General features: G+C 53.4%; 10 protein-coding genes. 9 read left to right on the top strand and 1 reads right to left on the bottom strand.

What is annotated here, in order from left to right; genetic code table 11:
- The first annotated feature begins 134 nt into the window (after positions 1-134).
- From ACFOWX_RS06835 to alr, 8 genes are all read left to right on the top strand, one after another.
- Positions 135-926: an enoyl-CoA hydratase-related protein gene (locus tag ACFOWX_RS06835; RefSeq protein ID WP_381422559.1), complete on the top strand. Its 792-nt coding sequence runs from the start codon at positions 135-137 to the stop codon at positions 924-926.
- Positions 927-963: 37 nt separating this feature from the next.
- Entirely contained in the window at positions 964-3,096 is a 2,133-nt protein-coding gene (scpA, locus tag ACFOWX_RS06830; RefSeq protein WP_381422557.1) for a methylmalonyl-CoA mutase, read from the top strand.
- A 37-nt stretch (positions 3,097-3,133) separates the two neighbouring features.
- Positions 3,134-3,931, top strand: a complete 798-nt coding sequence (locus ACFOWX_RS06825) for a heme-dependent oxidative N-demethylase subunit alpha family protein (protein ID WP_381422555.1) — start codon at positions 3,134-3,136, stop codon at positions 3,929-3,931.
- Between the two features lie 51 nt (positions 3,932-3,982).
- Complete coding sequence (gene bioB / locus ACFOWX_RS06820) at positions 3,983-4,993, top strand: biotin synthase BioB (RefSeq protein WP_381422553.1); 1,011 nt, start codon at positions 3,983-3,985, stop codon at positions 4,991-4,993.
- Entirely contained in the window at positions 4,990-5,277 is a 288-nt protein-coding gene (locus tag ACFOWX_RS06815; RefSeq protein ID WP_381422551.1) for a hypothetical protein, read from the top strand. The genes bioB and ACFOWX_RS06815 overlap by 4 nt, the downstream gene beginning before the upstream one ends.
- 8 nt (positions 5,278-5,285) lie before the next feature.
- On the top strand, positions 5,286-7,298 hold the full coding sequence (locus ACFOWX_RS06810; RefSeq protein ID WP_381422549.1) for an ATP-binding protein: 2,013 nt from the start codon (positions 5,286-5,288) through the stop codon (positions 7,296-7,298).
- An 88-nt stretch (positions 7,299-7,386) separates the two neighbouring features.
- Entirely contained in the window at positions 7,387-9,027 is a 1,641-nt protein-coding gene (locus ACFOWX_RS06805; protein ID WP_381422547.1) for an MFS transporter, read from the top strand.
- Positions 9,017-10,081, top strand: a complete 1,065-nt coding sequence (gene alr / locus ACFOWX_RS06800) for an alanine racemase (protein WP_381422545.1) — start codon at positions 9,017-9,019, stop codon at positions 10,079-10,081. The genes ACFOWX_RS06805 and alr overlap by 11 nt, the downstream gene beginning before the upstream one ends.
- 83 nt (positions 10,082-10,164) lie before the next feature.
- Here alr and ACFOWX_RS06795 read toward each other — a convergent pair whose 3' ends face one another.
- Positions 10,165-13,167: a TonB-dependent receptor plug domain-containing protein gene (locus ACFOWX_RS06795; protein ID WP_381422543.1), complete on the bottom strand. Its 3,003-nt coding sequence runs from the start codon at positions 13,165-13,167 to the stop codon at positions 10,165-10,167.
- A 459-nt stretch (positions 13,168-13,626) separates the two neighbouring features.
- Between ACFOWX_RS06795 and phaR the strand changes: the two genes are divergently transcribed.
- Positions 13,627-14,190 (top strand): polyhydroxyalkanoate synthesis repressor PhaR, encoded by a 564-nt coding sequence (gene phaR, locus ACFOWX_RS06790; protein ID WP_381422541.1) that lies wholly within the window; start codon positions 13,627-13,629, stop codon positions 14,188-14,190.
- Positions 14,191-14,232 lie beyond the last annotated feature (42 nt).

Below are 14,232 nucleotides of genomic sequence, written 5' to 3'. Positions count from 1 at the left end.
CAATGTTATGCACTCCGCCATGCTGAACTTGTTTCAGCATCCATGGCGCCACCGGGAGCGGAAGTAGAGACGCAGAATGGACCCTGAAACACGTTTAGGCTGATGGGGTAAGGGAAATTAGAGGAATATATTCTATGACGTATCAAGCTATTACTGTCGATGTTTCAGATAATATCGCGACAATCACGCTGAACCGGCCGGAGCGATTGAACGCTTGCAGCCTCGAAATGGCGGGTGAGATCAATGATGCGTTATCCAGCGATGTGCAGCAGGCGCGCTGCTTGGTTATCACTGGCGCAGGCAAAGGCTTTTGCTCTGGTGCCGACCTGGCCGTAAAAGGCAGCGCGAGCCGCGCAGTGACAGGCGGAGAGGGCAGCTATGTGGCTTTGACCCGTCATTATAACCCCTTGATGATGAGCCTTGCACGGCTCGATATGCCGATCATCTCGGCTGTGAACGGCGCAGCCGCTGGCGTGGGATGCTCCATTGGGCTGGCAGCGGATTTCGTGATTGCGGGCAAATCAGGTTATTTCCTTCAGGCTTTCGTCAATATCGGCCTGATCCCCGATGGCGGAGCAAGCTGGATGTTGCCGCGTTTGGTGGGTAAGGCGCGGGCGACGGAGATGATGATGCTCGGCGAAAAAATCTATGCGGACAAAGCCGCTGAATGGGGCATGATTTACAAATGCGTGGAGGATGCCGATCTGCAGGCCGAGGCACGTGCATTGGCCCTCCGGCTCGCCAATGGGCCAACGATCGCTTATGCTCATATGCGGCGCAATATCCTGACCGCACTGGAAAATAGCTATGCAGAAGCCCTGCTCGCCGAAGCAGAGGGGCAGCGTGTGGCAGGATCGAGCGAAGACGCGCGGGAAGGGACCAAAGCCTTTCTGCAAAAACGGAAAGCGGAATTTAAGGGCGCATGATGCTTCATATGCACGGTAAAGCTTATTGGATTTGAGTATGACAGATATCAACGATTGGAAAAAGCTGGCCGATAGTGAGGTCAAAGGCAAAGACCTGACATGGCGTACGCCCGAGGGTATTGCGATTAAGCCGCTTTACACGGCGGAAGATGCGACCGATCCCGGCCTTCCCGGTTTCGCGCCTTTTACCCGCGGCGTGAAAGCGTCGATGTATGCAGGGCGGCCATGGACGATCCGGCAATATGCTGGTTTTTCAACTGCTGAAGAATCCAACGCCTTTTATCGCCGGAATCTGGCGGCGGGGCAAAAGGGACTTTCCGTTGCCTTCGACCTGGCGACGCATCGCGGTTATGATAGCGACCATCCCCGCGTCGTGGGCGATGTCGGCAAGGCAGGCGTTGCGATTGACAGCGTTGAGGATATGAAAATCCTATTCGACGGTATCCCGCTCGATCAAATGAGCGTGTCGATGACCATGAATGGCGCGGTTATTCCCATTCTGGCTTTTTACATTGTGGCCGGGGAAGAGCAGGGCGTTGGTCAGGATCAATTGTCAGGCACCATTCAAAACGATATTCTGAAAGAGTTCATGGTCCGTAACACCTATATTTATCCGCCCCAACCATCGATGCGGATTATTTCAGACATAATCGGATATACATCGGCCAATATGCCGAAATTCAACAGTATTTCTATATCAGGCTATCATATGCACGAAGCGGGTGCGACCGCTGTACAAGAGCTGGCTTTCACCATCGCCGATGGCAAGGAATATGTGCAGCGGGCGATGGCAACGGGGCTGGACATTGATGCCTTTGCCGGGCGGCTTAGCTTTTTCTTTGGCATTGGCATGAATTTTTTCATGGAAGTGTCCAAGCTGCGCGCCGCAAGGCATTTATGGTTCCGCGTGATGGATGAGCTGGGCGCGAAAGATGACCGGTCAAAAATGCTGCGCACCCATTGCCAAACCTCTGGGGTGAGTTTGCAGGAGCAGGATCCGTATAATAATGTGATCCGCACGACTATCGAAGCCATGGCCGCAACGCTGGGCGGGACGCAATCACTGCATACAAACGCGCTCGATGAAGCCATCGCCCTGCCAACCGACTTTTCCGCTCGCATCGCCCGCAATACGCAAATTGTGTTGGCCGAGGAAACCGGCATCACCAATGTCGTCGATCCTCTGGGCGGCAGCTATTATATCGAAGCTTTGACAAGTGATCTGGTTGAAAAAGCATGGAAAATAGTCTGCGAAATTGATGCCATGGGCGGCATGACCAAAGCAGTGGCAACGGGCTATCCCAAACAGGCGATCGAGGAGGCCGCAACGGCCAAGCAAGCCCGCGTCGATAGGGGCGAAGATGTGATCGTTGGCGTCAACAAATACCGCCTTGAAACCGCCGATACTCTCGAAACGCTTGAAGTAGATAATGCGAAGGTGCGCGATGGACAGATTATCCGGTTAAAAGCAACCAAGGCCGCCCGCGATGAAGCAAAATGTCAGGCTGCGCTGACCGCCATAACCGAAGGAGCGCGCGGCGGCGGCAATCTTCTGGCGCTGGCCGTCGATGCGGCGCGGCAGCGGGCAACCTTGGGCGAGATATCGGACGCCATGGAGGCGGTGTTCGGCCGCTATGCGACGCAGCCTGTTCCGGTGAAAGGAATATATGGCAAGGCGTATTCGGGTGACGCTCGGTATGCTCTGGTCGTTGAAGGCGTTGAGGCCGTCGCTGCTCGTCTTGGCCATAAACCCCGGATATTGATCGCCAAAATGGGGCAGGACGGACATGACCGAGGTGCCAATGTGGTGGCGTCGGCCTTTACCGATATGGGTTTTGAAACGATCAGTGGGCCCTTATTCCAAACCCCGGAAGAAACACTTGCCCTCGCGCTGGACAAGGATGTGGACGCCATTGGCGCATCCAGCCTTGCGGCGGGCCATAAAACCTTAATCCCCGAGTTGATCCGTTTGTTGAAAGAGGCTGGGCGCGGGGACATCAAAGTCTTTGCCGGCGGAGTGATCCCGCCGCAGGATTATGATTATCTGCGCAAGGCGGGCGTAATCGGCATTTACGGCCCCGGCAGCAATATTGTGGAGTGCGCCGCCGACATATTGCGGTTGATGGGCCATAACATGCCGCCAACGGATGAGGCGGAGGCCGCAGAGTAAAGTCTATGGTCTCCTGTGCGATCACCGGATGTAATATATGACGCTTGGCTTTTCCGTTGAGGCTTTGTTGCCGCACGCACGGCTATCCGGTCCGCTACGCATGGGTTTGCACCGTTTGAGCGAGGAAGATTGGCTGCAATCAAGTCCAGACGTCGCATTGCGTCAGGCCGCATTTGATGAATTTCCGCAAGCAGTGCAAGTCCTGCCCGAAGCAGAGGATGCAGAGGCTGAGCTGGCGGCGATGGTCGGCATATCGGGAGGATTGGAGGATGCTGCGCGCGATATATGGGAGGATCTATGCATTTTGACGAAAGCGGAGGCGGATGCCCCTTACCGCCTGACAGCAGGAGCAGTTGCGTTTCCAACCGATTGGCATTTGTCCGATAAAATGGGGTTGGGATTAACCGATGTCCACGCGCCAATCCATGGATATGCGGAGCAACTGGCAATCGGCGTGGACCACTTCATGACCACACTGCGCCCCGACCAGATTTTCGGGCGAACAAATTGTTTCATCGTTGGCAATAGCGATCTGCGCTATTTGCCGCCTGCATCGCCAGAGGCACGTTTTGCGGGACTATCCGCCGAAAATGCGGGGCAGCGCCTGTATATCCGGTGCGAACGGCAAAGCCTGCGCCGGTTGCCGCAAACTGGCGCGATATTATTCACCATCGGCGTTTATGTGGAGGCACTGGGCATGTTGAGCAAAGAAGCGCTTGCCAAAGTTTCCTCGGCCTTTACCGATGCATCTCAGGGTGAGCATGATCGCCGAGCGGCGCCTTTCTATGCGCCTATATTGGCGGATTATTGCACGCAGAAGTGTCAAGAGGAATGAGAAGGAAGTTATTGTGAAATATATCGTTTTCTATGCGGCATGGAGGGTCACATGACACAGCCTCGCAATGACTGGACCCGCGAAGAAATATCGGCGCTGTTCAGCCTGCCTTTTACCGAGCTGCTGTTTCAGGCCGCGACCGTGCACCGCGCGCATCACGCGGCGGATCAGGTGCAGCTGTGCACCTTACTCTCCATCAAAACCGGCGGGTGCCCAGAAGATTGCGGCTATTGTTCGCAGTCGGTGAAGGCGGACTCGGGCGTGGAGGCCACCAAGCTGATGGATGTGCGCGCCGTGCTGCAATCCGCGGCGCAGGCAAAGGATCGCGGATCGCAGCGTTTCTGCATGGGCGCGGCCTGGCGCAACCCGAAGGACCGGGATATGCCCGCGATTGTGGAGATCGTGAAGGGCGTGTCCGCCATGGGTATGGAAACCTGCATGACTTTGGGTATGCTCTCGCCGAAACAGGCGGATATGCTGGCCGAAGCGGGGCTGGATTATTACAATCACAATATCGACAGCAGCCCGGAATATTACGAAAAGGCGATTTCGACGCGGAAAATGCAGGACCGGCTTGATACGCTTGGCGAGGTGCGGCGCGCGGGCATTAACGTATGCAGCGGCGGCATCATTGGCATGGGCGAAACGCGCGAGGATCGGGTGGGTTTTATCCATACGTTGGCCACTTTACCGCAGCATCCCGAAAGCGTTCCCGTCAACGCGCTAGTGCCGGTGAAGGGCACCGTGCTGGGTGATATGCTGGCCGATACCCCCATGGCAAAGATCGATGATATCGAATTCGTTCGCGTGGTCGCCGTGGCGCGGATCACCATGCCGATGAGCATGGTCCGCCTGAGCGCCGGGCGCGAAAGCATGTCGGAGGCGACGCAGGCGCTATGCTTTATGGCGGGCGCAAACAGCATCTTCACGGGCGATAAACTGCTCACCGCGCCCAATGCAGGCGATGACAGCGACGCGGCGTTGATGGCGAAGCTGGGGTTAAGCGCGATGTCAGCGGAAGAACCGCTACGGGCTTGTAAGGCGTTGGAGGCGGCGGAGTGAGAAAATTCGCTCTTGGGATGCTGTTACTGTCTGTCACAGGCTGCAATCAAGCAGCGGATTGGAAGGGATGGGTGTATCCAAACGGCGCGGTTCTTACTGATGATATTCCAATTGGCGCATATCCGTCATTGGAAGAATGCAGAAAATCAGCTCGTACAATTCTTGATCGGCTTAACACCTATGAAAACGGTGAAAAGGTTCAAGGGGACTACGAATGTGGCTTTAAGTGTAGCGCAGATGGCGGGCTAGGCGGCCTCAACGTTTGCAAAAAAACTGAACGTTAGGAATAAAATTGTTCAAAAAAATCCTCATAGCAAACCGTGGCGAAATAGCTTGTCGTGTTATTAAAACTGCCCGCCGCATGGGGATCGCCACGGTGGCGGTCTATTCCGATGCCGATGCGCGCGCGCCATTTGTCACTATGGCGGATGAGGCGGTGCATATTGGGCCGTCGCCTGCATCCGAAAGCTATTTACTCGCCGATAAGATCATTGCGGCGTGCAAGCAAACGGGGGCAGAGGCGGTGCATCCGGGCTATGGCTTCTTATCTGAACGCACCAGCTTTGCCGAGGCTTTGGCGGCGGAGGGCATTGCTTTCATCGGGCCGCCTGTGAACGCAATTGCCGCGATGGGAGATAAGATCGAGTCCAAAAAATTGGCGATGGAGGCAGGCGTCAATGTTGTTCCCGGCTTTGTTGGCGAGATAGAGGATACCGAGCATGCCGTGCGCATATCGGAAGAAATCGGCTATCCGGTGATGATGAAGGCCAGCGCAGGCGGCGGCGGTAAAGGGATGCGGCTTGCCTATAATGAGCAAGACGTGCGCGAAGGCTTTGAGGCGACCAAGCGGGAAGGGCTGAACAGCTTTGGCGACGACCGCGTCTTTATTGAGAAATTCATCCTCAACCCGCGCCATATCGAAATCCAGATATTGGGCGATAAGCATGGCAACATCCTCTATCTGAATGAGCGCGAATGCTCGATCCAGCGGCGGCATCAAAAGGTCGTTGAAGAAGCACCATCGCCCTTCGTAACGCCTAAGATGCGCAAGGCGATGGGCGAACAATGCGTCGCCTTGGCCCGCGCCGTGGATTATCACAGCGCAGGCACCGTGGAGCTGATCGTATCGGGCGCAGACCCGAGCGGCGAAAGCTTTTACTTCCTCGAAATGAACACGCGGCTGCAGGTCGAGCATCCGGTGACGGAGTGTATCACCGGCATCGATCTGGTCGAACAGATGATCCGCGTGGCCTATGGCGAGAAGCTGACGATGAAGCAGGAGGATATCGGCGTTAACGGATGGGCGATTGAAAACCGCGTCTATGCCGAGGATCCCTATCGCGGTTTCTTGCCGTCAACTGGCCGATTGGTGACTTATAAGCCGCCCGTCCCCGGTTGGAGCGGAGATGGCATCTACGGCACGGACGGCGTCCGAGTGGATGACGGGGTGATGCATGGCGGCGAAGTGTCGATGTTTTATGACCCAATGATTGCCAAGCTAGTGACCTGGGGTCAAACCCGCGATGAAGCCGCAGACAAACAGATTGCGGCACTCGACCGATTTGAAATTGAAGGGCTGGGCCATAATATCGATTTCCTGTCGGCGATAATGCAGCATGATCGGTTCCGGTCGGGCGAGCTGACCACTGGTTTCATTGCGGAGGAATATCCCGATGGATTCACCGGCGCTCCGGCAAGTGCAGAATTGCAGGCGCAGTTGGCGGCCATTGCCGCTTTTGTCGCCACCGCAAATGCCGACCGCGCGGCTCAGGTTGATGGACAATTGGGCGGCAGGATTGAAACGCCCGGTCACTGGCAGGTCCGGCTGTCTGGGCAGAATTTCGACGTGCAGCTTGATGACAAAAGCGGCATCGCCGTAAATGGTGACGAACTTGATCTGGAAATGGAATATACGCCCGGCGATAGGCTGATCATTGCGGCCGTCAACGGCAGGGAGCTGACCGTAAAACTGGCGAGGACGGTGAAGGGTTTTCGTTTGACCACGCGCGGCAGAAGCCATGACGTCACTTGCCTGCCGCAGCATATTGCGCATCTGGCGGACCATATGATCGAGAAAACACCTCCTGATCTGTCCAAATATTTGCTCTGCCCGATGCCTGGTTTGATTACAAAAATTCACGTGGCGGCAGGCGACAGCGTCGAAGCTGGCCAGCCTTTGGCCGTGGTTGAGGCAATGAAGATGGAAAATATCCTGCGCGCCGAAAAATCGGGTGTCGTAAAATCTATCGAAGTGGGTGAGGGCGATAGCTTGGCGGTTGATGCAGTAATTTTAGAGTTGGAGTGAGCCAAAGCCGAAATCGGCCTTGATGCCTGCATTGCGCCGCTGCATAAGGCGGGAGCAATCTTATCGCCCTATCGGGGAGGGGAAAATTATGCAGGATGCCGCCGCAGTGAAAGTTTCACCGCAATTGCGTGAACCAACGGCCAAAGAAATCCGCCTTGTTATTGCCGCATCTTCGGCGGGAACAATTTTTGAATGGTATGATTTTTTCATCTACGGCACATTAGCGGCGTTAATCGGTGCGGCTTTTTTCCCCAGCGACAATGCGACTTTGGAAACATTGTTGGTCTGGGCGGGCTTTGCCGTTGGCTTTGGCTTTCGCCCCATTGGAGCAATATTATTCGGTTATTTAGGCGATAAGCTGGGCCGGAAATATACGTTTTTGGTAACGGTGACCTTGATGGGGATCGCCACCGCAGGAGTGGGCCTGATACCGAGCGCGGCGACCATCGGTATCGCTGCGCCGATCATCGTCATCCTACTACGCATATTGCAGGGATTGGCGCTGGGCGGGGAATATGGCGGTGCGGCCATTTATGTCGCCGAACATGCACCGCCAGAAAAGCGGGGCTATTACACAAGCTTCATTCAGGCCAGCGTTGTTGGCGGCTTCGTTCTCTCGCTGGCGGTGGTGCTGGCTTGCCGTGCGTTGATCCCGGCGGAGGATTTTGCCGCATGGGGATGGCGAGTGCCGTTTCTATTGTCGCTGATCCTGCTTGGAATTTCGCTTTGGATGCGTTTCAAACTGTCGGAAAGTCCGGTGTTTCAGGCGATGAAAGAAGCAGGAGAAACCGCGAAAAACCCATTCATCGAAAGCTTTACCTATCCGGGTAACAAGAAACGGATTTTCGTCGCTTTATTCGGCGTTGCAGCCGCGTTGACGACGATTTGGTATACTGCATTTTTTTCCAGCCTTTCCTTTTTAAAAGGACCGATGCGGATGGATGCGGTGACGGCGGAACTTATCGTTGGCTTCGCTGGTTTGGTGGCCATGAGCTTCTATCTGGTTGTCGGCAAATGGTCTGACCGAGTGGGCCGTAAAAAACCGATCATCCTGGGCGGATTGATGACGCTCTTGCTGCTTTTCCCGACATTCTGGGCAATGGGTAGTCTCGCCAACCCGCAATTGGTGGCATCGGCTCAGGCGGCCCCGATCATCGTCAGTGGTCCCAATTGTGACTATGACCCCTTTGCCGATAGCCAAAAAACGCAATGCGGAAAATTGATGGAGGACTTAACGTCAATTGGCGTGCCTTATACCGTAGGGCAGGGTAGTAGCGCGGCCGTTGCGGCAGGCGACCGGTCGCTCGATCTCGCCAAATATCCATGGGAGGATGGGGCCGGACGCAAAGCGCAAATGAAAGCGGCATTGCAAGGCGCGGGTTATGATTTTGCAACACAAAACCCCAATTTTGCTCAAGTGCTGGGCTTGGTTGGGTTGTTGTTAATCCTGGGAACAATGTCGGCGCTAACCTATGGTTCGGTCGCTGCATTACTGTCGGAAATGTTTCCGCCGCGAATACGCTATAGCTCCATGTCTATTCCATACCATTTTGGCGCGGGCTATTTTGGCGGGTTTTTGCCCCTGATCGCGGCTTATATTGTTGCAATAACTGGCGATGCCTATAGCGGGCTTTGGTATACATGGGTGTTTATGGCAATCGCGGTGGTCGTGTGCTGGTGGGGCTTACCCGGTGGGCCGCCGAAAGATTTTGAAGATAATGCAGGATAAAAATAATGAGAGCCCGTTTGCCAGTGCCCCCTTACGTCTGAGACTGGATGGGGATGCTCTGGTAAGCAACTGGCGCGCATTGGATAAGCACAGCGGCGCAGCGCGGTGCGGTGCAGCGGTCAAGGCGGATGGATATGGGCTTGGCGCATCGCAAGTGGTAAAGCTGCTGAGTGACGCCGGGTGCCGAGATTTCTTCGTGGCTCATTGGTCAGAAGCCGTGATGCTGTCAAAGATCGTTGACCCTGCATTTATCAGCGTGCTGAACGGCGCGGGGCCGGATGATATGCCGGTCGCGCTGTCGCTTGGTGCGCGCCCTGTGCTCAATAGTGCCCAGCAGATACGGCGATGGAAAATCGCAGGCGGCGGTGACTGCCATGTCATGATAGACAGCGGAATAAACCGGCTTGGCATTGGACCAGAGCAAATTGACCCAACCATTTTTGACGGTTTGCAAATTGATATATTGGCCTCTCACCTCGCATCAGCGGACGAGGACAGCCCGCAAAATCAAGCACAGTTGCAAGTTTTTCGCGAGGCGTCCCACAAAATCGACGCGAAAAGATTAAGCTTTGCCAACAGCGCGGGGATCATGCTCGGCGATGATTATCATTTCGACCTCACTCGCCCCGGATTGGCGCTTTACGGCGGCATAGCTCGGCCTGAAATGGACGAATTTATCCGTCAGGTTGTTTATCCCCAAGCGCAGATTTTGCAGCTTCGGACGCTAAGTGCGGGAGCAAGTGTGGGATATAATGCCACCTATAAATGCCTGGCGGACATGCAGGTGGCGACAATAGCGATGGGTTATGCCGATGGCTATTTCCGGTCCTTTTCCGGCAAAGGCGCGGCGCGGTATAATGGCCAGCTATTGCCGGTGATTGGACGCGTGTCGATGGACCTCGTAACGCTGGATGCGAGCGGGGTGGACAATCTTGCAGAGGGAGATTGGGTTGACGTAGATTTCAGCCTTACAACCGCTGCAGCATTGACCGGCATGTCTCAATATGAGTTGCTAACTAGCCTCGGCCGCCGGTCGATGCGCGTCTGGGCGTGAATTGAACTTTCTTTCGCGGCGACTTTATATGCAAAAAAAAGGCCCCGACAAAGCGGGGCCTTTTCTTTTAAAGATTAGAATTATCAGAAACCGAAATTGATGTTCGCAAAGAATGTGCGACCGACATAATCATATCCTGAATATAATGGCGCGTTACCGATTGTATTAAAGCCAATAGCGGAAATTTGCGGTGGCGCAGTATTGAAAATATTACGCACGCCAACGGTCATTTCAAACTTATCAGCATTAAATTGTATTGATGCATTATGTAAGAAATAATCGGATGCCTCCAATACATATAGATCCCGGAAAGACTGAACCAGATCTGGGTCTGTAACACCGGTTAGTTCGTCAAACGCAAAAAACTCGTAAGTGCGGTTGCGATCCCCGTCAATCCAGTCAATCCCGTAACGCACTGTAAAGCCTTTTTTCGTTGCCAAGCTGACATCGAAGCTACCGACCCAATCAGGTTGAGTTATGATACCATTCGCGTCGGTCAAAAACTCTTCAGGGAACAAGCGTGAGGACTGCTCAGTATATTTGGTGACATTCGCATTTAAAATCAGATTTGCACCAAACAAGTCACGAGAGTAGCGACCATTAAATTCAAAGCCTTTGACGATATCCTCTGACAAGTTCACAAAGCTGCTTGTGACCGTCAACGCATTATTGGCATCGCGCTGCACAAAACGGCAGAAGCCAGCTGCAGGGTCGAAATTCGGATCGGTATAACACCGGTTTAAGATCGTTCCGCCAGCAAGATCGGCGACGCCATTTTCAACTTTGATGTCGAAATAGTCCAAAGCCAAAGAGAGACGTCCTACTTTTTCTGGTAAGACCGGGGTTGCCACTGCACCGACGGTCCAGTTCACCGAAGTTTCAGCCGCAAGACCGGCTTCTGCTCCGCCAACCCGGAATACCGTAATACCGCTACGTTGAACGAAATCAGCAGGCAAACCGATTGATGCACAGTTGCGAGCTATGATCTGATCTGTCGGCGATTGATCTGCCGCCGGAGGCAGGTCATCACAAGGGTCGGCGGTAGAGCCTAAGAAACCACTGGTCGCGCCCAAAAACTGTTCGGCAAGAGCAGGAGCCCGGTAGGAGGTACCATAGCTGCCCCGGAAACCGAAGCCGCGTACAGGCTGCCACTCACCAGCGATTTTATATGTTACGTCCGAGCCGTATGAAGCATAGTCGGTGTAACGAGCCGAACCGTTGAGGTTTAAACGGTAGAAGAAAGGCGTGTCTGCCAAGATTGGCAAGAAGACCTCACCGAAAACCTCTTTCACATTGTCCCGGCCAACCGTTGGAGTAGCTGCGGTTAAACCGAACAAATTTCCGCTCAGCGAATTTGCATCAGGCTGATCATTAATGCTTTGCTTCCGATACTCGACACCAAGCGCCAATTGCGCATCGCCGCCTGGCATTGCAAATAATGGACCATCGATATTGAACGCAAAGGTGGTTTCGCGGAATTGTGTTTTACCTATGGTATTTTGCAAAATATAATCGCGGAACTCTTGCGGCAACCTGCCACCGATAGTGTCGGCGTTTAGCGCAGGTGCAGCGACACATCCAGCGTTAGAAGCCTGACTTACGCAGCTAAACGTACCGTCCATATTAGCAACAACATTCAAAGAATTTGCCAGCCGATCGACTAAGAACGATTCAATCTCATAGGTGCCATCGTTCCAGCTTTTCCCGACGAAGGCATCGTAACGCCAATCTGGGAATACGAAATCACCGCGAATACCGCCGGATGCCCTAACATAATCCACCTGCTGCGCCGATTCTGTCAAACCGAAACCGATGAATGCCCGCGCTGCGATTACCTGACCGCTGGAGGTGTTCGTTGGATTCAAAAAAGCACCGTTGCGCAGGTTTGCAGGTAATAGCGGACTTCCACGCAAATAGTCGAGGGACAATTGGCGATAAAGCGGAGACGAAGATTTACGCCGCGTTGCTAGCAACTCACCGTAAATTTCGGCATTACCCAACGCTTCTAAGTCATAAGAGGCAGAAAGGAAGCCTGTATACAACTCTGCAGCGGTAATGAGCGGCTCTTCTTCCTGTTGTGGGTCCAGTGTATCACGGCTGTAAAAATCAACGCCCAAATAACCGGGGAAAGGACCGGTTGTTACTTCGGGGGCCGGGACAAAGCGGTTAAAGGATCCGATCTCACCAGTAGTCCGGCTGATCGCGTTGCGACGGGGAGCACCCAAAGTGTTGATCGTTACGCCGCCATTATCAAGTGTAAAGCACGGTGTGCCGTCAAAACCTACACTATCACCTGAACCAAAAGGTCCACCTTCGCCGTCGCGGAACCCGCCAACTGGACAATCAAAGAAAGGTACATCATTACGTGCCAGTTTACGGCGTTTGCGATATTCGACTGAGCCAGCAACATTCAACCGATCGGTTTCGAATCCAAAAGTTGCAGCAACGCGGCCATCTATGCCAGCGCCTACTTCCGGAACGTTGAATTGAGCTTCAAAACGCAAGCCTTCAGGATTTTTGTCGGTGATAATGTTTACAACGCCGGCAATAGCGTCTGAACCATAAACGGATGACGCGCCTGCTTTCAAAATTTCGATTTGATCGATAATTGAAGTGGGCAATACGTTAAGGTCGGCTGCCACTACTGATCCGCGTGTGCCGCCGGGCGCCAGGCGGCGACCGTTCAGCAATACCAACGTACGAGCTGGACCAAGGCCCCGAAGGCCTAGAGTGTTTGCGCCAGTACCGCCGTCAGTAACAAAACCACCAAATGCGTTGTTAATTTGTCCAGCGCCCTGAGTTACGGCTCCGCTTTGCAGGGCATCAGTCGCACTGTTGAAACCAGATTGTGTGATTTCTTGACGGCTAATTACCGTAATTGGTTCAGTCGCACTAAACTCGTCCGGACGGCGGATACGCGAGCCAGTTACGACGATAGCATTGCCGGAACCGGATGAAGCACTTTCCTCATCATCAACGGATTGTTCAGTCGCATCGCTGTCGCTGTCCTGCGCAGCAGCAGCTGATGCCGATATCACCATAAATCCGATCGCGGACGCCGCGACCATTAATTTTGTTTTCTTCATAATAACTCCCCAGCTATTTATATCACCGGAAAAAGTCCGGTGGTTGATACCGACTAAGCGGAGCGAAAATTCTTTTTCAAGCCTATGTTGGCTAAAGACAGGGTTTGTTGGAATCTGTTGCGAAATGGCAACATTACGAGAGCGTGATTGAAATGCTTGGTAGCTTAAAGCAAATTTCCTTTATGTTGCTAATCATAGAATCTAATTACGCAACGGCGCTACTTATTGATTGTATCTGTCTCAGGAACGATAATGAGGTAGGCGATTAGCCCAGCCGGTCTAGTAGGTCGGCGGTTTAGCCGAATAGCCATTTTACAAGCTTGCAGCCTTGTGCCGCGCTACGTTCATGCCAAATTAACATGGCGTTGAGCGCGCCGTGATTCGTTGCGTCCAACTATCTAATGTTGCGGTGCACTATAGACTGATGCTAGATGCACCTTTGATAATAGGAAAAAAGTTATGGCACGGACGCAAGGCACAGGGGAAAAAGGCGACCCCATAATCATCAAAAAATACGCCAACCGGCGGCTCTATAATACCGACTCATCGAAATATATCACATTGGATTTCCTGGCTGAATTGACCAAAAAGGATGTCGAGTTTCAAGTCGTCGACGCAAAGACCGGGGAAGATATTACCCATAATGTCCTCACCCAGATTATTATGGATGAAGAGGCCAATGGCCAGAATATGTTGCCCGTTGGATTTCTTCGGCAGCTGATTGCACTGTACGGGGATTCCATGCAATCCATGGTTCCAGGATTTTTGGAAACGTCGTTGCAAAATTTTCGGCAGAATCAGAAGCAAGTACAGGATGTGATTGAAAATGTGATTACATCTGGGCCTTTTGGCGACATTGCGAAAACGAATATCGAACTGATGCGGTCGGCACGTGATGCTTTGGTTCCCGGACTAGCGCCGAAAAAGCCGAGCAATTCGCCAAAAAAATCGGATGACATTGATGACTTAAAACGTCAAATGGCGGAATTACAGGCCAAGATAGAACGGTTAAACAAGGATTGATTTGCGGCTTGACCGCGCTCAGCCCTTTTATGATATACGGAA

It is taken from the genome of Sphingorhabdus arenilitoris, assembly GCF_042651485.1.
GTDB lineage: Bacteria > Pseudomonadota > Alphaproteobacteria > Sphingomonadales > Sphingomonadaceae > Sphingorhabdus_B > Sphingorhabdus_B arenilitoris.
This window is presented reverse-complemented; position numbering and strand designations above follow the sequence as displayed.

Excerpts from the sequence above, each read along its gene's own strand:
- scpA (WP_381422557.1), top strand. The coding sequence starts at position 964 with ATGACAGATATCAACGATTGGAAAAAGCTGGCCGATAGTGAGGTCAAA.
- phaR (WP_381422541.1), top strand. The coding sequence starts at position 13,627 with ATGGCACGGACGCAAGGCACAGGGGAAAAAGGCGACCCCATAATCATC.
- ACFOWX_RS06795 (WP_381422543.1), bottom strand. The coding sequence starts at position 13,167 with ATGAAGAAAACAAAATTAATGGTCGCGGCGTCCGCGATCGGATTTATG.
- ACFOWX_RS06825 (WP_381422555.1), top strand. The coding sequence starts at position 3,134 with ATGACGCTTGGCTTTTCCGTTGAGGCTTTGTTGCCGCACGCACGGCTA.
- ACFOWX_RS06835 (WP_381422559.1), top strand. The coding sequence starts at position 135 with ATGACGTATCAAGCTATTACTGTCGATGTTTCAGATAATATCGCGACA.
- alr (WP_381422545.1), top strand. The coding sequence starts at position 9,017 with ATGCAGGATAAAAATAATGAGAGCCCGTTTGCCAGTGCCCCCTTACGT.
- bioB (WP_381422553.1), top strand. The coding sequence starts at position 3,983 with ATGACACAGCCTCGCAATGACTGGACCCGCGAAGAAATATCGGCGCTG.
- ACFOWX_RS06805 (WP_381422547.1), top strand. The coding sequence starts at position 7,387 with ATGCAGGATGCCGCCGCAGTGAAAGTTTCACCGCAATTGCGTGAACCA.